Genomic DNA, 17015 nt, shown 5'->3' with positions numbered 1-17015 from the left:
ACCCCGCAAAATCCATCCTAAACGGACGCACCACACCGATGCGGAGAGGTGCCGGAGTGGTCGAACGGGGCGGTCTCGAAAACCGTTGAGCCTTCACGGGTTCCCAGGGTTCGAATCCCTGTCTCTCCGCCATTTCACCCTGACAGTTTATGTATACCCCTTGCGGGACAAGCCGTCGCCTTGGTCGCAGGCCCCTGTGGCGCGGTGCGCTGTCAAAATCCGCGATCAGGGGCGTGATGCTGCACCCGCCCGCGTCAAAAATCCCCCGGCGCGCATTGCAGGCAGGCAAGCCCCTCGGCCCGCCATGCGTCAACGACCGAACTGCGATCATCGATGACCAGCCAGGGGGCCAGCCCGTCTGCTTGCATTTGCGCCAGCGCTTGGCGTTTGACCTCCGGATCGCTTGCGGCGTCCTGATCCTTGGCGCGCAGGTAGACGCCGTCGAAGGGCAGATCGTGTTTGTGCAGCCAGGCGATCGTGTGTTCCGCCCAACCGTCAGGGCGGCCCGAGCAGATGACGATCGTCTCGCCGCTTTGCTTCAGGCGGCGCATCAGTTTGGCGATGGGGGCAATCAGCGGGGCGTCGGCCATCGCCATGTGGAACGCATCCCATTGCTTCTCGACGCCATGCACCAGATGACCCAGCTTTGCCGCGTCGAACTCGGCCAGAGTGCCGTCGACGTCGAATACCACGCAAGGTGTCAGGGGGGCGGATGTCATAGCTCTTTCTCCTCAAGAAGTGTGCCCGACCGCTGAAACAGGATCGGGATGGCGTTTGGCGGGCGTGTGCCCGCGTCATGGGGTGTCCACAGCACGCGCGCGGCGCGGATGATACCGGAATGGCAGACCAGCACCGGAAGGTGGCCGGCGGGTGTGGCGGCACAGGCCGCGTGGATCGCGCCTGCGACACGATCAAGCATGGCGGGCCAGCTTTCGCCGCCTTCGGGGGTGTCTTCGCGTATGGGTTGCTGCGACAGCGGCTGCCCCTCGAACGCCCCCCAATCGCGTTCGCGCAACGCGGAAATCACGGTAAAACCGCGCTGCGCAAAGGCAAGCTTGCAGGTGTCTCGCGCCCGTGCGGCGGGGCTGGCGAAAAGCGTGACCGGCTGCGGCCAGCGACGACGGGCCAGCGCGCGCGCCTGATCGCGGCCGCGGGCGGTCAGCGCTACATCGGTCACCCCTGCGATGATGCTTTGCGCATTGGCGGTCGTCTCCCCGTGGCGGATCAGGCAAAAGTCCGAGGGCGGAAGCGCGGCCACCCTCACAGGCGCACCGGATCATGCATGAAAACCTCGACGCCCAGATCCTCGATCAAATAGTCTTCTGGCTGGGTGCAGAAGGCTGGCGCAAAGCGTTTCGCGCCAAGCCGTTCCAGCATACGCACCTGATCACGCAGCGGCGGGTGTACGTTCCAGCGTTGGAAATATCCCCCCGGCACGCTGCAGATCCCGCGGGCATGGGCGGTCATATGGCCGGTAAAGACCACATGCGCGTCGCGCCCCAAACGGCCGCTTTCATGCCAGGCGCGCACATAGCCCCAGGCGGCACCGCCATCGGCATTGGGGGTGTCGCAGACCAGAAACCGCGCCTCGTCCAGCGGGCCGCGCGCCAGCAGCGGGGCGATCTTGGCCGCATCCACGCCAAGCGTGCCGCTGCGCAGACCCGTCGCCAGCACCGCCTGACATTCCGGGTCCAGCATGACGCTGGCGTGACCATAGCGCCGGATCAGGTGCAGGGCCATTTCGCCCGCCCTGCCCGATGGCGGCACTGGCAAAAGCACCTGCCCCTCAAGCCTGTCCAGCAAGGCGTCAAGTGCTGCAAATCTTTCGGTCTGGGGCACATCGTCAAGCTGGTAGGAACAGTCCAGGATCGCCGTCGCCGCGGGTGGTGGAAGGTCCAGCGGGAACCAGTCGGATTCCTCGGACCAGTCGCCCGAGTAGAACAGCCCCTCGCCCAAGGCGAAATGCATCCAGACACCGCCCATGGCGTGCCCGTTGCGCCCCGTGGTCAGCTGCACGCCGTCGATCACAGATACCCCCCGTTCGGGCAGCAGGTTGACCTTGGCGGCAGGGGGCAGCGCCTTGGCGGTTTGCGCGGTGGCATAGATCGGCAGCCCCGCCTCTACCGCATAGATCGCCCCGCCGATGTGGTCGATATGGTCGTGGGTGATAAAGACCGCATCCGCGCCCTTCAGCCAGCGCGGGTCAAAATGGGCGTGGGCCTCGGGGCCAAAGCCGCAGTCCAGCAGCCAGCGCCGATTGCCCGTGTTCAATTGCATGCATGCGGGGCCTTTGTCCCCTATGCCGGAAAGTACTCTTACGCTTTGCATTTATTCCTCGGAGAATGCCCATGGGGTGGTGATCGTCAGGCCAAGCTGCATGCCGACATCAAACCGTGCCCGTGTTTCAGCCAGCAGACGCGTGCCGCAGTCCGCGACGGTTTCCAGAAGGTATTTGCCGCCCAGATAGGTCACCCGCGCCACTTTGGCGCGCAGGTCGCCGGTTTCGCTGATGGTCAGGTTTTCGGGGCGCAGGCAGACATGGCTTGGCAGGTCATCCCCGCTTTGCACGGCGATCCGAGTGCCCAGAACATGGCCGTGCAGGGCGCTATCGCTCTTTTCGACCCCGCGCATAGGCACCACCGTGCCGCGCCCGACGAATTCGGCGACAAAGCGGTTTCTGGGGCGTTCATACAGCGTTTGGGGCGTGTCGAACTGCTGGATGCGGCCCTTGTCCATCACGGCGATGCGGTCGGCCATGGCCATCGCCTCTGACTGGTCGTGGGTGACATAGACCATCGTCGCGCCGGTGCGCTTGTGGAAATCGGTGAACACCGTCTGCATCGACGCCCGCAGCGCCACATCAAGGTTGGCCAGCGGTTCGTCCAGCAGCACCGCATCGGGGTGCGACACCAGACAGCGCGCCAAAGCGACCCGCTGACGCTGCCCGCCCGACAGTTCGGAGGGCATCCGGTCGGCATAGTCCGTCAGCCCCGTCGCCTGTAACGCCTGATCGGTCTGCGCGGTGATCTCGGCCTTGGAAAAACGCCGGATCTCCAGAGGATAGGACACATTGCGCCGCACGTTCATATGGGGCCAAAGCGCGTAGGACTGGAATACGAAACCGATGTTGCGATCCTCGGGCGGGACCATGCGGTTGCCAGCCACATGCGCGACCTCGTGCGGGCCGATGGAAATCTGCCCCGTCGTCGGCATCTCGAACCCCGCAAGCAGGCGCAGCAGCGTGGTCTTGCCGCAGCCCGACGGCCCCAGCAGGGCGACGAATTCGCCATCCTTGAAGGTGGTGGTGATGTCATGCAGCGCGGTGGTGCCGGCGAATGATTTGCCAAGCGCGGACAGGCTTATGTCTGCCATGGGACTACTCCTTTGGGGAAACGTCGGGACATCAGTTGCACCAGCACCATCAGCGCCATAACCACCAGCACGATGGTCATCGCCAGCGCGCTGGCCATTGCGGTCTCGCCACTGTCGTCCAGATTGAAAATGACCACGCCCAACGTCTCGGTCCCCGAGGACCAGAGCAGCGCGGAAACCGTGAGCTCGTTAAACGCGGTGAGAAACACAAGGATCGCCCCAGCCGCCGCCGCCGGAGCCGAGAGCGGCACGATCACATCGCGCAGCCGCTGGAACAGCGATGCCCCCACCGATTGCGCGGCTTCGCCCATGGCAGGATCCAACTGCTTGAGGCTCGCTTGCACGGGGCGGAACATCACCGCAAAGAACCGCGCCAGATAGGCCAAGAAGATGATCCAGATCGTGCCATACAGCGTCGCATCGGTGAACGGCAGCTTGATCAGCAGCAGGATCATCGCAATCGACAACACCACTCCGGGCAAGGCATAGGGCAGATCCAGCAGGCTATCAAACAGCCGCGACAGCCGCGTCGGGTTCCGCTCCATCAACCACGCCAGCGGCAGGCAGAGCAGCATGAGCACAACCGCCGCGCCGATCGCCAGACCAAAGGAGTTCGCAAAGGCCCGCGTCGTGACCGGCTGGCGCAGCAGGACCTCGGTCCACGCCTGAAGGGTTACGGTGTCAAGCCGCAGTGGCACGCCATAGGCAGGCACCAGCGACGTCGCCAGCAGGCCGAACATGGGCAGCACAAGGATCGTGCAGACCACGGCCCATAGCAACACCTCGACCGGCAGACGCGCCGCCCCGAGCGGGATCGCCAAGGGGCGCGAGGTGGCCCCCACCAGATAGACCCGTTGGCGCGATTGAAAGAACCGTTGCGTCAGGATGCCCGTTACAGCCACCGCACCGATCAGCATGGCGAGGATCGATACCTCGGCCAGCACGCTGGTGCCCATGCCCGCCAACTTTTGGTAAACCAGCGTCGGCAGGGTCGCATAGCCCGCCGGAATACCCAGCATCGCGGGGATGCCAAAGTTGCCAAGGGCGGTGACAAAGGTGATCGCCGTTCCCGCGGCCAAACTGGGCAGGGTCAGGGGCATGACCACCTGCCACCACGTGCGCAGCCCCCGCGCGCCACTGATGCGCGCCGCTTCGACCACCTCTTGCGGGATGGCGCGCAGACCTGCACGCAGGGTCAGGAAAATAATCGACATATGCTGGATGCCCAGCAACAGAATGATGCCTTGCGCCGAATAAAGCGGCTGCGGCGACCCCAATGGCGGCGCCAGCCCCAAGGTCTTGAGCAACACAGACGACGGCCCCATGATCTGGGTCCATGACAGCGCAGTGATCTGGGGCGGGATCATCATCGGGATCATCAGGCAGAACACCAGCGCCGCCTTGGCGCGCAGATCGGTCAGCGCCACCAGAAACGCAAAGGCAGACCCCAGAACCACCGAGACCAGGGTGCCGAACCCTGCGGTCACCAGCGAATGTTTCAGCGCGCTCAGCGTCGATGGCTGGCGCAGCACCTCGCCCGCGAGCGACAGGCCAACTGCGCCCTGATCCGTCACCCCTTCGACAAACAGGCGCAGCACCGGCGCAAGAGTCAGGCTGATCGCCACAATCAAAATGGTAGAGAGCAGCCACCCCTCGGACCGGCTGCCCCCGTTTTTTGTCAGAACGCCCATTACTCGGCGCCAAACAGCTCTGTGAATTTGGCCTTGTTGGCTTCGGCGTCTTTCAACGCGGTCGCGGGATCGAAGTCCATCAGTTTGATGTCTTCGCGCGCAGGGAAACCGGCGGGCACGCTCATGCCGTCGCGTGCGGGGATATAGCCCATCTCAAGCACCACATCCTGACCTTCCGCGCTCAGCAGGAAATCGACGAACTTCTGTGCGCCTTCGACGTTCTTGGCGGTCGACATGATCGCAACAGGCTCGGTCACATAGGATACGCCTTCGGTCGGGAAGACGAATTCGACAGGCGACCCTTCGGCCTTGTTGCGGATCGCGAGGAAGTCGACGACCATGCCATAAGGTTTCTCGCCCGAGGCCACGGCCTTGAACGTGCCACCGTTGCCGCCTTGGGCGCGGGCGTCGTTTTCCGCCAGTTGTTCGTAATAGCCCCAGCCAAGGCTGTCATCGCCGGTCAGGGTTGCCAGATGGATCAGCGCCGCACCGGAATACAGCGGGGACGGCATGGCCACCTGCCCTTTCAGGGCCGCATCGCTCAGGTCGTTCCACGAGGTCGGAGCCGTCTCGACGCCGGTGTTATAGACGATACCTGTCGTGATCAGCTTGGTCGAGTGATAGAAGCCGTCGGCAGAATACAGCGCGCTGTCATAATTGGCAGCCTCGGGGGATTGGTAAGCGGTCAGCAGACCTTCTTGGGCCATGCCCTCCAGCGTCACGGTGTCGGCGATCAGCAGCACGTCGGGCTGCGGGTTGCCTGCCTCGATCTCGGCGCGCAGACGGGCCATCAGTTTGGTCGTGCCATCGCGGACCCATTCGACATCGGTATCGGGGTTGGCGGCTTTGAAGGCGTCCACAGTCTGCTGCGCATCTGCATTGGGCTGCGAGGTGTAAAGTGTGATTGTATCTGCAAGGGCCGTGCTGGCCATCAGGGCAAAAGCGGTGGTGGTGAGGATGGTTTTCATGGGGCTCTCCTGAAAAGGTAGCTTTCGTACGAAAGCATTTCACGCTCGCCTTATTCCCATCTTACGCTACAGATTTATGACATTTCCGTAACAGATTTAATTATATTGCGCCGTGGACGGGGTCGCTCTAGGGTCCGGCTAACCTTGAGTTGTTTTCGAAGGAAAATAGATGGCGCGACCTACTCTGACCGACCGGCGCGACAGGATCATTGCGCTGCTGTCGCAGAACGACGCTTTGTCCCCTGCCGAACTATCGCAGCGTTTGGACGTTTCGGTGCAGACCATCCGCGCCGACCTGCGCGACCTTGACGACGCGGCACTGGTGCAGCGCCGCAAGGGAAAGGTGCAGCTGCGCCAGCAAAGCGAGAATATCGGCTACCTGCCCCGCGAAACCATCGCGCGACAGGAAAAGCAGCGCATCGCCTTGGCGGTCAAGAACCTGATCCCCGATGGCGCACGGGTGGCGCTTGGGACGGGGACCACGGTTGAGCATTGCGCGCGGTTTCTGTCGTCGCACAAGGACCTATTCGTCGCGACCAATAGCATCCACGCGGTGTGCGCCCTGCAGAATGCCGCGGGCGTGATGGTGGAGCTGGCGGGCGGCAATGTACGGATGCGCGATCTGGATCTGATCGGCGCTGCAGCGCTGGCGTTTTTTGCGGGTTACCGCATGGATTACGCCGTGTTCAGCTGTGGCGGGCTGTCGGGGTCGGGCGCGGTGATGGACTATAACTCGGACGAGGTGCTGGCGCGCAAGGCGATTGCGGGCTGCGCCAAGACAACGATCCTGGTGGCCGATCAGGGCAAGGCGGATTTGGACCTTGCCTGCCAGCACGGGGAGATCTGGGCCTATGACTACCTTGTCACAGGGGCCGCGCTGTCGCCCGATCTGCTGTCCCGCGCCGCCGCCCATGGGTGCACGGTGATCAAGGTCTAGTCCCTATCCCGTGACACGCCGCAAGAAGGATTGGGTGCGCGGGTCTTTGGGCGCATCAAGCAGTTCCGCCGGTGGGCCCTGTTCGACAATCCGCCCCTCGTCCATAAAGACGATCCGATCCGCAATCTCGCGCGCGAACTGGATCTCGTGCGTGACGATCAGCATGGTCTGTTGTTTCTCGGCCACGCGCCGCATGAGGTCGAGCACCTCTCCCACCCATTCGGGGTCCAGCGCCGAGGTCGGTTCGTCAAACAGCATCAGATCCGCATCCAGCGCCATCGCGCGGCCGATGCCCACCCTTTGCTGCTGGCCGCCCGACAGTGCAGCGGGGTAGCTGTCGGCTTTCTCGAACAGACCGGTTTCGCGCAGCGTCGCATCGGCACGGGCGTTAGCCTCGGCCTTGCTATAGCCCTGAACGGTGATCAGCGCCTGAGTGATATTCTCGCGCGCGGTCTTGTTGGCGAACAGCGCGTAGTTCTGGAACACGAAGGACGTGCGCCGCCGCAGCGCCAGAATATCGGCGCGCTTCGCCGTAGCTGCATCGACAGACATATCGCCGATGCGGATGATGCCCGCGTCAGGCGCATCAAGAAAGTTCAGGCAGCGCAGCAAGGTGGACTTCCCCGTGCCCGACGGTCCGATGATCACCACCCGTTCGCCTTGGGCGATATCAAGCGAGATGTCTTTCAGCACGGCGGTGCTGCCAAAGGATTTGGTCAGGCCGGATATGGTGATCCCGTCCCCCATCGCCCTGCCCGTCTCTGGAATGCTTTGTGTATTGGTCATCGCGCATGTGCCTTGTTCAGATAGACCTCTAGGTGACGCTGTGCGAAGGCCAATGTCTCTACCATGACCCAATAGATCGCGGCGACGACGAGAAAGGCTTCGAAGTAGAGGAAGCTGCCCGCTGCCTCTTTCTGGGTCGCCCCCATCAGTTCGGTCACGCCAAGGGTAAAGGCCAGCGAGGTGCCTTTGATCATATCGATAAAGTAGTTCACCAAAGTCGGTGCCGCGACCCGCGAGGCCTGAGGCAGAATAATCTGGCGCATCATCTGGCCTTGGGTCATGCCCACGGCCTGCGCGGCCTCCCACTGGCTGCGGTCCACACCCAGTATGGCGGCGCGGATGCTTTCCGCCATATAGGCCGAGAAATGCAGCGTCAGCCCCATGATGGTCGCGGTGACGCCGTCGATCTTGCCCAGAAAGCTCAGGACTTGCGGCAGGCCGTAGTAGAACAGGAACAACTGCACCAACAACGGCGTGCCGCGAAAGAAGCTGATGAACAGCCGCACAAAAACGTCGAGGACCGGAACCCGAAACACCCGTTCAACCGCGAGTACCGAGGCCAGCACCAATGCGCAGACCATGCCCACAAACGCCATGAACAGCGTCAGCGGGACATAGCCCAGCAACACGGGCAGCAAGCCCCACATATATTCGAAATCCAGTCCCCGCATCTTGTGTTACTCGGCTGTTGTGATGTCAGAGCCGAACCATTTTTCCGAAATCTCGGTCAGGGTGCCGTCTTCTTTCAGCTTGGTGATCGCGGCGTCGAACCGGTCACGCAGGGCCTGACCTTCATCATCGTTGCGGAAGGGCAGCGCGTTGCGGATCTCGCTAAAGGGTTTGCCCGCAAGCGCCAGCGGCAGCGGGCTTTCCGCGATCAGCTGGGCCGAGGAAACGCGGTCCATCACAAAGGCATCCACGCGACCAAGGGCCGTGTCTTGCGCAATGTTGCTTTCATAGGTGCGAATGTCGATCTCGCCCGCGTTCGGCAGCTCGTTCAGCAGTTCCTCGAAGTTGGAGCCGAGGTTGACCGCAACGGTCTTCCCGCTCAGATCCTCGACACTGCCAATGGTGTCTTCGTTGCCCTCTTTCACCACGACCTGCGCCCCGTCAAAGACATAGGGCTGCGAAAAGGCGAATTTCGCCTCGCGTTCGGGGGTGATGGTGATCTGGTTGGCGATCGTGTCGATGCGGCCAGATTCCAGCGCGCCGATCAGGCCGGAAAAGGACATGGTGACAAAGTTAACTTCGTCGCCGGTTTCCTTGGCGACGGCGTTGATGAAATCGACCTCGAACCCTTGCAGCTCGTCAAGCTTCACGAAGGTAAAGGGAAAGTACCCGCCCGACATGCCGACATTCAGCGTCTCTGCCTGAGCAGCACTGACGCCGGTAGCAAGGGCGATTGCGGTAAGTGTGGCGTGTTTGATCATGATATTCTCCGTTACGTCTAAGGGGGAGGTAACATGACGCAGCCGCGCTTCAATGGCGCAGCGTCAAGCAAGTCCGCGGTGGTGTCATTCATCCTTGGTCAGGAATAAAATTCTGGCAAGGGCTTTGATCGCGAAACGCTGTTTCGGGGGCCGCAGCGGCGGAAGGGGCTTTGGGGGAAGATATCAAGCGAATTAGCGCGCATTTGGGGGAATCACCAGCGCCGGATTTCACCGCATAAGCATTTGATCAGACAAAATAAAACCGCCGCAAAGTGGGAGGACTTTGCGGCGGGGAAATTCTTGTGGCTTTTGGCGTCGTGGTTAGCGCAGGGCAACCGCTTGCGAAGCAATATGGCGGATCTCGCCACGTGCAACACCGATATCTGCCAGATCCCGGTCATTCATCGCCGACAGCTCGCGGAAGGTCTGGCGTTTGGCGCGTTGGTCAGCGCTGTAGGCACGGAATGCATCAAGCGACTGGCGCAGCTTGGGCATCAGACCCGCAACAGGTGCGGCGGTATATGTGGATGTATAGCTCATTTCTTATTCTCTCTTTCACGTCTATGCGGCGGCCTATCCACCGCATTCGGTTTGGTATGTTCGGTCAGCGAAGCGCTGGCGGTTTAGGCTGCTGCCGTGCCGCGGGGTGCGGTGCGGAACAGGCCGGTAAACTTGCGCGATGCTTTGGCAACAGCGGCAGAGATATAGGCACTGCGCAGCGCGTTGGCTTCGGCAAGAAGACGGTCGACTTCGACCGGAGTGGCGGTTTTGTATGTAGCTTCGGTTTTCATTTTCCAGCTTTCCATTTCAGGGCTTCAATGCCCGTGACCGTCATATGTGCGCGGTGCAGCAAAGGTGCAAACCATAGTGGATATGCGGAAAACGCATGGCTTAAATGGCACAGTTTCGCCCCAAAACCGCCCATATCCGGCCCTTAAACCGGCAGTTTTTGACTTCACCGTGAACGAAAGGGCCGCCCGAACGTTGGTAGCCCCTGAAACGGAGAGACCAACACAAGCCGGAGAAGCCCCATGACCAAGCAATCGCCGCAGCCGCACCAATCCGCCCCACCCAAACCCGCGCCGGAAAAACCCCAGCCGGTGATATTTACGGATTACGCCAGCATCTGAAAGTGACAGGCGGCACGCTGCGGTATAAACAGCCCGGTATGACTGACCCTGTTTCTTCCATCCGCAATCTTGGCCCCGCGTTCGAGGAAAGCTGCGCCCGTGCCGGCATCCACTCTGCGCAAGAGCTGCGCGATCTTGGTGCCGATGCAGCCTATGAGAGATTGCTGCAAAATGGTCAGCGCCCCCACTTCATCGGGTACTATGTTCTGGTGATGGGGCTTCAGGGGCGCCCGTGGAACGACTGCAAGGGGGAAGAAAAGAAAGCCCTGCGGGTCAAGTTCGACGCGATCAAGGCCCGTGCCCATGATACCGGACGATCTGAATTCGAACGCATGATGAACCTGATCGGTGTGCGCGAGGCGTAACGCGTCCCTGCGAAACCTGAAGGCAGCAGCGGAACGGCACTGCGCCCATAAGCGTTGGGTCGCTAACGTAGCCCCAACAGGATACCCTGCCCCATGCCACATTCCCCCGATGTTCAACACGACCTTGACCGGCTGCGTGGCCTTGCCCGTACGATGGACAGCGCCCTACGGGTGCCTGTGCTGGGCATTCGGCTGGGCTGGGACAGCATCCTTGGCCTGATACCCGGCGTTGGCGACGTTCTGGCTTTGGCACCGGCGGGCTATATCTTGAAGGAAGCGCATCGCATGGGCGCAAGCCGCTCGGTTCTGGCGCGTATGGGGGCGAATGTGGGCATCGACCTTGCGATCGGTGCGATCCCCCTGATCGGTGACATCTTTGACGTGGGCTGGAAGGCAAACATCCGCAACGTCGATCTATTGCACCGTCATCTTGAACAAACGGCACCGATGAAAACCGTGAGCCCTGTGGACGGTGAGCTGTCGTCGCACCATCCGACCCTGAAGGGCTGAACAGATCGGCCGCCGTTATATGATCCCCGTTGCATGAAAAAAGGGCCGCAGTTGCCTGCGACCCTTTTCATCTGTCCAAACCTGAGAAGGCTTAGCCAACCAGTTCCAGGCCGGAGAAGAAATACGCGATTTCGACTGCGGCTGTTTCAGGCGCGTCGGACCCGTGAACGGAGTTTTCGCCAACGGATTCGGCGAATTCTGCGCGGATCGTGCCTTCGGCTGCGTCTGCTGGGTTGGTTGCGCCCATCACTTCGCGGTTTTTCGCGATGGCACCTTCGCCTTCAAGAACCTGAACAACAACAGGCTCGGACGCCATGAATTCGCACAGTTCGTCATAGAAAGGACGCTCGGCGTGCACGGCATAGAAAACGCCGGCTTGTGCTTTTGTCATGTGAATACGCTTTTGTGCGACGATGCGCAGGCCGGCTTCTTCGAATTTGGCGTTGATTTTGCCGGTCAGGTTGCGGCGTGTTGCGTCTGGTTTGATGATCGAGAATGTGCGCTCAAGGGCCATGATAGCTCTCCTAGGTGGGGTTGATTTGGCCGCTCCCTAGCATGGGTCATGCCCCGTGAAAAGCCGCGATTGACGCGGGGCCAGACATGGTTCACACCGCGTCCATGTTAAGCATTTCAGAAATCAACTATTCCGTCGAAGGCCGTCCCTTGTTCGAGGAAGCCAGCGCGGTCATCCCCGAAGGCCACAAAGTGGGTCTGGTCGGGCAAAACGGTGCGGGTAAAACCACGCTGTTCAAAATCATTCGCGGAGAGCTGTCGCTGGACGCGGGCGACATCAGCCTGCCCTCGCGCGCCAAGATCGGGGGCATCGCCCAAGAGGTCCCGTCCTCTGACGTGTCGCTGATCGATACGGTGCTGGCCGCCGATGTCGAACGCGCCGCCTTGATGCACGAGGCAGAGACAACGGATGATCCCGCGCGCATCGCCGAGGTGCAGACCCGCCTTGCCGATATCGACGCCTGGTCCGCCGAAGGCCGTGCCGCCGCGATCCTCAAGGGGCTCGGCTTTGACGACCATGATCAGCAGCAGCCCTGTTCGGCCTATTCGGGCGGGTGGCGGATGCGCGTGGCGCTGGCGGGCGTTCTGTTCGCGCAGCCGGATTTGCTGCTGTTGGACGAACCGACCAACTACCTCGACCTTGAAGGCGCGTTGTGGCTGGAAAACTACCTGTCGAAATACCCGCATACGGTGATCATCATCAGCCACGACCGTGGTCTGTTGAACCGTGCCGTCGGTGGTATCTTGCACCTCGAAGACCGTAAGCTCACGTATTATCAGGGTAATTACGATCAATTCGCGAAAATGCGGGCCGAAAAGCGCGCGCAGCTGACAGCGCAGGCGAAAAAGCAGCAAGCGCATAAGGCGCACATGCAGGCGTTCGTTGATCGCTTCAAGGCCAAGGCCTCCAAGGCGAAACAGGCGCAATCGCGAATGAAGGCCATCGAGAAGATGGTGACAATCACGCCGCCGGAGGAAGCCGCGCGCAAGGTCTTTACCTTCCCGCAACCCGATGAGCTTTCGCCGCCCATCATCAGCATCGAAGGCGGATCGACCGGCTATACCGAGGGCCAGCCCGTCCTGTCGCGCCTGAACCTGCGGATCGACCAAGACGACCGCATCGCGCTGTTGGGCAAAAACGGACAAGGTAAATCTACGCTGTCAAAGCTGCTCTCCAACCGTTTGGTGTTGTTCGAGGGCAAGGCAATCAACTCCAGCAAGCTGCGCATCGGGTTCTTTGCACAGCATCAGGTGGATGAATTGATCGTCCATGAAACGCCGCTGCAGCATATCATCAGCGCGCGCCCCGGTGTGATGCAATCCAAGCTGCGCGCACAGCTGGCGGGGTTCGGTCTGGGGCCGGATCAGGCCGATACCGAAGTGGGGCGTTTGTCGGGGGGACAAAAGGCGCGTCTGTCGCTGCTGCTCGCCACATTAGACGCACCGCATCTGCTGATCCTCGATGAGCCGACCAACCACCTTGATATCGAATCGCGCGAAGCGCTGGTCGAGGCGTTGACGCGCTATTCGGGTGCTGTGATCCTCGTCAGCCACGATATGCACCTTTTGTCGATGGTTGCGGACCGTCTGTGGCTGGTGTCGAACGGCACGGTCAAACCCTATGAGGATGACCTCGAAGCCTATCGCAAGATGCTGTTGACCGTGGAAAAGCCCGTCAGCAAGAACCCCAAACCGGTCAAGGAAGCGCCAAAACCCAAACGCGCCAACCGCGAAGACATCCTTGCCCTGCGCGCCGAAGTGCGCACGGCCGAGGCGCGGGTGACCAAGATCAACGACATGCGCGACAAGCTTGCGAAAAAGCTCGCGGACCCTGCCCTTTACGAAAAGGACAAAGTCGGCGAACTTGAGGTCTGGAACAAGAAATACGCCGAAGTCATGGCCGCGCTTGAACGGGCGGAAGCGATCTGGATGGGCGCGTTGGAAAAACTGGAAACCGCGTCGGCGTAATGCCAGCGCGGCGCAAGGGATAAGGACGGGGCTGGCCCCGGTGACGGTTTATGATGGCACTTGATCTGGCATTCATGATCACCGCGTTCGCGACGATGATCGTGATCATTGACCCCTTTGCGATTGGCCCGATGTTTCTGGCCCTGACCCCCGGTATGACTCCGCGCCAGCGCCGGTTGATTGCGTGGCGGTCGGTGGTCATCGCGGGGCTGCTGCTGCTGGTCTTTGCTGCCTTTGGTGAGGCTGTGCTTGGCTTTATCGGTATCTCGATGCCCGCCTTCCGTGTCGCGGGGGGCGTGCTGCTGTTTCTGACCGCGCTTGATATGTTGTTCGACCGCCGCACGAAACGCCGCGAGGGCCATGCCGAGGCGGATGACGATCACGACGACCCATCGGTTTTTCCGCTGGCCATTCCCTTGATCGCGGGCCCCGGCTCTATCGCGTCGGTGATCCTGCTGACAGGCGAGAAACCGGGCCTTGAAGGGCTGGTGACCGTCGTCGCGATCACTTTCGCCGTCCTGATCATCATGGGCATCACGATGCAGGCCAGCGGTTACCTTGAAAACGCTTTGGGAAAGGTCGGGATCAACGTGATTACGCGGCTTTTGGGTATGCTGCTTGCCGCGCTGTCGGTGCAATTCGTGCTCGACGGGCTTAGCGCCTTTGGTTTCGGGCCGGGTCCGGGCTGACTTTTCCGCACCCTGCCCCCATATCTTTGGAAGATTGCCAAAGGATATACGATGCCGGACATTGAAACAGGACGTTTGATCTATCTGATCGTGCTCATGGCGATGGTCGCGGGCTGGTTCTTCATGCAAAGCCGTCAGGGCTGGAACAAGACGCTGCAACAGGTCGCGGTCTGGGCCATGATCTTTACCGGTGTCGCCGCGGGCTACGGCTTGTGGGAGGATATCAACCGGCAAGGCGACATCCCGCGCCAAGCCTATGAGGCCAGCACCGGCAGCGTCACCCTGCCGCGCGCCCGCGACGGGCATTATTATCTGACGGCGACGATCAACGGCACGCCGCTCCGCTTTGTGGTGGACACCGGCGCGACGGATATGGTGCTGACCCGCGCCGATGCCGAAGCCGCAGGGCTTTCGCCCGATAGCCTGAACTATCTTGGCCGTGCCAGCACCGCCAACGGTGAAGTGCGCACCGCCTATGTGCGGCTGGACGAGGTTGAACTGGGCGGGGTGCGCGATACCGATGTGCCCGCTGTCGTGAACGAAGGCGAGATGCGGCAATCCTTGCTGGGGATGGGCTATCTACAACGCTGGGGTCGGATCGAGATCACCAACGGAGAGTTGATCCTCACCCGTTGAAACACGGCGTAACGCCTTCAGGTTTCTGCCTTTTTCTCCCATCGGCCCGATTCCTCGGACCAGTATTGCGCAGAGGCTCCTGCGGCTTTCAGCGATTTCCACTGGTCCCGCGCGACGTTCAAGGCGTGGTCGTCCAGCCCATCGAACAGGATGCACACCCGATCCAGCGCTGCGACTTCCTGTGCCGACACAGCCGCACCGTGGATCGAGAACACGCAGCTTGCGTTATTCGGCGCGTGGGTGTCCGTGGTCAGCAACACCGGCTGTTCGGCATCATGCGGCCCGCCGGCCAGTCCATGAGGCAGAAAGCCATCCTCGGGCCCGCGCCACAGGGCAACGTCAAGCTGTTCCAGCAAGGATTGATCGGTGCCGCGTACCGCCACACGCCAGCCCGCGCCTTGGGCCTTGCCCAAAAGCATGGTCAGCGTTTCGACCAGCGGTCGCTGGGTCAGATGGTAGAAATACGCGGCACCCATCAGGTTTACTCTGTCTCGTAGAGGTTTGAAATCAATCGGTTCAACGCGGCAACGCCCCAGCCCGTGGCCCCGACGGGCGCCAGCGCTGTCTCGGATTTGACGGAGGCCACACCGGCGATATCAAGGTGAATCCACGGCGTGCCGTCCTTGATGAACCGTTGCAGGAATTGCGCCGCCGTGATCGACCCGGCAGGCCGCCCACCGATGTTTTTCATGTCGGCGATGCGGCTTTTCAGCAGCTTGTCATACCCCGCGCCCAGGGGCATCCGCCACGCGCCTTCACCCTCGGTTTGCGCGGCCTTGAGGAAGGCGTTGCACAGCGTATCGTCGTTCGAGAAAACGCCCGCATTGTCATGACCCAGGCCGATGATAATCGCGCCGGTCAGCGTCGCCAAATCGATCACGCCCGCGGGGTTGAACCGTTCTTGCGCGTACCAAAGCACATCACAAAGCACCAAACGGCCTTCGGCGTCGGTATTGATCACCTCGACCGTGTCGCCCTTCATCGTCTTGATCACGTCACCGGGGCGGGTTGCCGTGCTGGATGGCATGTTCTCTACGATACCGACCAGCCCGACGACATTGGCCTTGGCCTTACGCAGGGCAAGGCTGCGCATCACGCCCGAGACAACGCCCGCGCCGCCCATGTCCATTGTCATGTCTTCCATGCCCGCGCCCGGTTTCAGGCTGATGCCGCCGGTGTCGAACACCACGCCCTTGCCGACCAACGCCAGCGGGGCCGCGTCTTTCTCGCCGCCGTTCCATTTCATCACCACGACGTAGGACGGGCTGGCCGACCCCTGCCCGACGCTGAGCAAGGTGCGCATCCCCAGTTCTTCCAGCTTGGCTTCGTCCAGCACTTCGACCTCAAGGCCGATTGACTCCATCTCGGCCAGACGGTCGGCGAATTCGGTGGTGGTCAGGATATTCGCAGGCTCATTCGTCAGGTCGCGGGTCATAAAGGCACCGTCGGCGATCGCCAGCAGGGGCGCGGCAGCGGCTTCGACCTCTTCGGGTTTGGAATTCATGATCACGACCTGCCCCTTGCGTGGCTTGCCGTTGCTTTTGCGATCCTCGAACGTGTAGTCGCGCATGGCCAGTCCAAAACAAAGCTCGGCCGCTTTGCGCAAACCGCCCGTCAACACCAGCAGATCCGCATCGCCGCGCCGTTTCGCAAGCGCCGCACCGGCTGCGCGCAGGGCTTCCTGATCGGCGTTATTCGCCAATTGCACCACATCCACGGCTTCGGCCGCCATGCCGGTGGGAAAACCGAGGCTGACCGCATCGCCCGCTGACAATTTCGTGAAGCTGTCGCTGGCCACCAGACGTTCCAGCGCGCCCTTGGTCAGCTTGTTGATGCGCCGCGCGGAGGGGTTGAGCTTGCCATCCGCGCCCACAGTCACAGCCACACGGCCCGTGTGACCCGCGATCTGGTCAATATCGGTTTCGGTAAATGTCATTGGCGTCAATGCGGTCATCAGGTGAACCCCTTTTGTCTGAATTTCGCTTAGACGTATCCTGCGTGCGCCGTTAAGGCCAGATAG

General features: G+C 61.5%; 20 protein-coding genes and 1 tRNA gene. 7 read left to right on the top strand and 14 right to left on the bottom strand.

The features are described 5' to 3' along the window. Positions 1-42: 42 nt before the first annotated feature. Positions 43-132 (top strand) — tRNA-Ser (locus ACTRWK_RS11110). A gap of 122 nt (positions 133-254) precedes the next feature. On the opposite strand, the gene ACTRWK_RS11105 is transcribed toward ACTRWK_RS11110, so the two are convergent. Genes ACTRWK_RS11105 through ACTRWK_RS11080 form a run of 6 tightly spaced genes read right to left on the bottom strand, consistent with a single transcriptional unit; the run spans position 255 to position 6031 of the window. After that, positions 255-719 carry a phosphatase domain-containing protein gene (locus tag ACTRWK_RS11105; protein ID WP_037944292.1) on the bottom strand — a complete coding sequence of 155 codons (465 nt, stop codon included), beginning with the start codon at positions 717-719 and terminating at the stop codon, positions 255-257. Then, the gene (locus ACTRWK_RS11100) at positions 716-1264 is read right to left on the bottom strand and encodes a histidine phosphatase family protein (RefSeq protein WP_051843960.1); all 549 of its coding nucleotides are present in this window, start codon (positions 1262-1264) and stop codon (positions 716-718) included. Before ACTRWK_RS11100 ends, ACTRWK_RS11105 begins: the two co-directional genes overlap by 4 nt. Then, positions 1261-2277 carry an MBL fold metallo-hydrolase gene (locus tag ACTRWK_RS11095; protein WP_005853561.1) on the bottom strand — a complete coding sequence of 339 codons (1017 nt, stop codon included), beginning with the start codon at positions 2275-2277 and terminating at the stop codon, positions 1261-1263. Before ACTRWK_RS11095 ends, ACTRWK_RS11100 begins: the two co-directional genes overlap by 4 nt. Before the next feature lie 51 nt (positions 2278-2328). Next, a complete protein-coding gene (locus ACTRWK_RS11090) occupies positions 2329-3372 on the bottom strand; it encodes an ABC transporter ATP-binding protein (RefSeq protein ID WP_289081097.1) in 1044 nt (347 codons plus the stop codon). Then, positions 3360-5063: an ABC transporter permease gene (locus ACTRWK_RS11085; protein ID WP_184582073.1), complete on the bottom strand. Its 1704-nt coding sequence runs from the start codon at positions 5061-5063 to the stop codon at positions 3360-3362. Before ACTRWK_RS11085 ends, ACTRWK_RS11090 begins: the two co-directional genes overlap by 13 nt. Continuing rightward, positions 5063-6031: an ABC transporter substrate-binding protein gene (locus ACTRWK_RS11080; protein ID WP_289081098.1), complete on the bottom strand. Its 969-nt coding sequence runs from the start codon at positions 6029-6031 to the stop codon at positions 5063-5065. Before ACTRWK_RS11080 ends, ACTRWK_RS11085 begins: the two co-directional genes overlap by 1 nt. Positions 6032-6200: 169 nt before the next feature. Between ACTRWK_RS11080 and ACTRWK_RS11075 the strand changes: the two genes are divergently transcribed. Continuing rightward, complete coding sequence (locus ACTRWK_RS11075) at positions 6201-6968, top strand: DeoR/GlpR family DNA-binding transcription regulator (protein WP_168592079.1); 768 nt, start codon at positions 6201-6203, stop codon at positions 6966-6968. A gap of 3 nt (positions 6969-6971) precedes the next feature. Here the strand turns inward: ACTRWK_RS11075 and ACTRWK_RS11070 are convergent, their stop codons facing one another. From ACTRWK_RS11070 to ACTRWK_RS11050, 5 genes are all read right to left on the bottom strand, one after another. Next, the gene (locus ACTRWK_RS11070) at positions 6972-7754 is read right to left on the bottom strand and encodes an amino acid ABC transporter ATP-binding protein (protein ID WP_289081099.1); all 783 of its coding nucleotides are present in this window, start codon (positions 7752-7754) and stop codon (positions 6972-6974) included. Then, the gene (locus ACTRWK_RS11065) at positions 7751-8425 is read right to left on the bottom strand and encodes an amino acid ABC transporter permease (RefSeq protein ID WP_005853555.1); all 675 of its coding nucleotides are present in this window, start codon (positions 8423-8425) and stop codon (positions 7751-7753) included. The genes ACTRWK_RS11070 and ACTRWK_RS11065 overlap by 4 nt, the downstream gene beginning before the upstream one ends. A 6-nt stretch (positions 8426-8431) precedes the next feature. Next, positions 8432-9184, bottom strand: a complete 753-nt coding sequence (locus tag ACTRWK_RS11060) for an amino acid ABC transporter substrate-binding protein (protein ID WP_005853554.1) — start codon at positions 9182-9184, stop codon at positions 8432-8434. A 321-nt stretch (positions 9185-9505) separates the two neighbouring features. Next, a complete protein-coding gene (locus ACTRWK_RS11055; protein ID WP_009824624.1) occupies positions 9506-9724 on the bottom strand; it encodes a DUF1127 domain-containing protein in 219 nt (72 codons plus the stop codon). Between the two features lie 83 nt (positions 9725-9807). After that, a complete protein-coding gene (locus ACTRWK_RS11050) occupies positions 9808-9975 on the bottom strand; it encodes an RSP_7527 family protein (RefSeq protein WP_235183784.1) in 168 nt (55 codons plus the stop codon). A gap of 377 nt (positions 9976-10352) precedes the next feature. On the opposite strand from ACTRWK_RS11050, the gene ACTRWK_RS11045 reads away from it, so the two are divergent. Together ACTRWK_RS11045 and ACTRWK_RS11040 are read left to right on the top strand one after the other, a co-directional pair. After that, entirely contained in the window at positions 10353-10679 is a 327-nt protein-coding gene (locus ACTRWK_RS11045) for a TfoX/Sxy family protein (protein ID WP_005853551.1), read from the top strand. Between the two features lie 93 nt (positions 10680-10772). Beyond that, the gene (locus ACTRWK_RS11040) at positions 10773-11189 is read left to right on the top strand and encodes a DUF4112 domain-containing protein (protein ID WP_184582077.1); all 417 of its coding nucleotides are present in this window, start codon (positions 10773-10775) and stop codon (positions 11187-11189) included. Positions 11190-11280: 91 nt separating this feature from the next. Here ACTRWK_RS11040 and ndk read toward each other — a convergent pair whose 3' ends face one another. Beyond that, a complete protein-coding gene (gene ndk, locus ACTRWK_RS11035) occupies positions 11281-11703 on the bottom strand; it encodes a nucleoside-diphosphate kinase (RefSeq protein ID WP_005853549.1) in 423 nt (140 codons plus the stop codon). Positions 11704-11807: 104 nt separating this feature from the next. Between ndk and ACTRWK_RS11030 the strand changes: the two genes are divergently transcribed. The 3 genes from ACTRWK_RS11030 to ACTRWK_RS11020 are packed head-to-tail and all read left to right on the top strand — an operon-like array spanning position 11808 to position 14995. After that, a complete protein-coding gene (locus ACTRWK_RS11030; protein ID WP_289081168.1) occupies positions 11808-13670 on the top strand; it encodes an ABC-F family ATP-binding cassette domain-containing protein in 1863 nt (620 codons plus the stop codon). A 53-nt stretch (positions 13671-13723) separates the two neighbouring features. Further along, positions 13724-14359 (top strand): MarC family protein, encoded by a 636-nt coding sequence (locus ACTRWK_RS11025; protein WP_009824621.1) that lies wholly within the window; start codon positions 13724-13726, stop codon positions 14357-14359. A 51-nt stretch (positions 14360-14410) separates the two neighbouring features. Continuing rightward, positions 14411-14995, top strand: coding sequence for a retropepsin-like aspartic protease family protein (locus ACTRWK_RS11020; RefSeq protein WP_037944283.1), 585 nt, complete (start codon positions 14411-14413; stop codon positions 14993-14995). Positions 14996-15012: 17 nt separating this feature from the next. On the opposite strand, the gene ACTRWK_RS11015 is transcribed toward ACTRWK_RS11020, so the two are convergent. Together ACTRWK_RS11015 and ACTRWK_RS11010 are read right to left on the bottom strand one after the other, a co-directional pair. Next, positions 15013-15471, bottom strand: coding sequence for a DNA polymerase III subunit chi (locus ACTRWK_RS11015; protein ID WP_009824619.1), 459 nt, complete (start codon positions 15469-15471; stop codon positions 15013-15015). 5 nt (positions 15472-15476) lie between these two features. Then, entirely contained in the window at positions 15477-16949 is a 1473-nt protein-coding gene (locus ACTRWK_RS11010; protein ID WP_037966295.1) for a leucyl aminopeptidase, read from the bottom strand. Positions 16950-17015: the final 66 nt, after the last annotated feature.

It is taken from the genome of Sulfitobacter sp. G5_S2_6_S6, assembly GCF_054968505.1.
Note: the sequence above shows the minus strand (reverse complement) of the source record. Positions and strands in the feature narration are given on the sequence as shown.

Bases quoted from the DNA above. Each gene is read 5' to 3' on its own strand.
- ACTRWK_RS11060 (WP_005853554.1), bottom strand. From the start codon at position 9,184: ATGATCAAACACGCCACACTTACCGCAATCGCCCTTGCTACCGGCGTC.
- ACTRWK_RS11045 (WP_005853551.1), top strand. From the start codon at position 10,353: ATGACTGACCCTGTTTCTTCCATCCGCAATCTTGGCCCCGCGTTCGAG.
- ACTRWK_RS11075 (WP_168592079.1), top strand. From the start codon at position 6,201: ATGGCGCGACCTACTCTGACCGACCGGCGCGACAGGATCATTGCGCTG.
- ACTRWK_RS11030 (WP_289081168.1), top strand. From the start codon at position 11,808: ATGTTAAGCATTTCAGAAATCAACTATTCCGTCGAAGGCCGTCCCTTG.
- ACTRWK_RS11085 (WP_184582073.1), bottom strand. From the start codon at position 5,063: ATGGGCGTTCTGACAAAAAACGGGGGCAGCCGGTCCGAGGGGTGGCTG.
- ACTRWK_RS11105 (WP_037944292.1), bottom strand. From the start codon at position 719: ATGACATCCGCCCCCCTGACACCTTGCGTGGTATTCGACGTCGACGGC.
- ACTRWK_RS11020 (WP_037944283.1), top strand. From the start codon at position 14,411: ATGCCGGACATTGAAACAGGACGTTTGATCTATCTGATCGTGCTCATG.
- ACTRWK_RS11090 (WP_289081097.1), bottom strand. From the start codon at position 3,372: ATGGCAGACATAAGCCTGTCCGCGCTTGGCAAATCATTCGCCGGCACC.
- ACTRWK_RS11040 (WP_184582077.1), top strand. From the start codon at position 10,773: ATGCCACATTCCCCCGATGTTCAACACGACCTTGACCGGCTGCGTGGC.
- ACTRWK_RS11065 (WP_005853555.1), bottom strand. From the start codon at position 8,425: ATGCGGGGACTGGATTTCGAATATATGTGGGGCTTGCTGCCCGTGTTG.
- ACTRWK_RS11025 (WP_009824621.1), top strand. From the start codon at position 13,724: ATGGCACTTGATCTGGCATTCATGATCACCGCGTTCGCGACGATGATC.
- ACTRWK_RS11070 (WP_289081099.1), bottom strand. From the start codon at position 7,754: ATGACCAATACACAAAGCATTCCAGAGACGGGCAGGGCGATGGGGGAC.
- ACTRWK_RS11095 (WP_005853561.1), bottom strand. From the start codon at position 2,277: ATGCAATTGAACACGGGCAATCGGCGCTGGCTGCTGGACTGCGGCTTT.
- ACTRWK_RS11080 (WP_289081098.1), bottom strand. From the start codon at position 6,031: ATGAAAACCATCCTCACCACCACCGCTTTTGCCCTGATGGCCAGCACG.
- ndk (WP_005853549.1), bottom strand. From the start codon at position 11,703: ATGGCCCTTGAGCGCACATTCTCGATCATCAAACCAGACGCAACACGC.
- ACTRWK_RS11055 (WP_009824624.1), bottom strand. From the start codon at position 9,724: ATGAGCTATACATCCACATATACCGCCGCACCTGTTGCGGGTCTGATG.
- ACTRWK_RS11050 (WP_235183784.1), bottom strand. From the start codon at position 9,975: ATGAAAACCGAAGCTACATACAAAACCGCCACTCCGGTCGAAGTCGAC.
- ACTRWK_RS11015 (WP_009824619.1), bottom strand. From the start codon at position 15,471: ATGGGTGCCGCGTATTTCTACCATCTGACCCAGCGACCGCTGGTCGAA.
- ACTRWK_RS11010 (WP_037966295.1), bottom strand. From the start codon at position 16,949: ATGACCGCATTGACGCCAATGACATTTACCGAAACCGATATTGACCAG.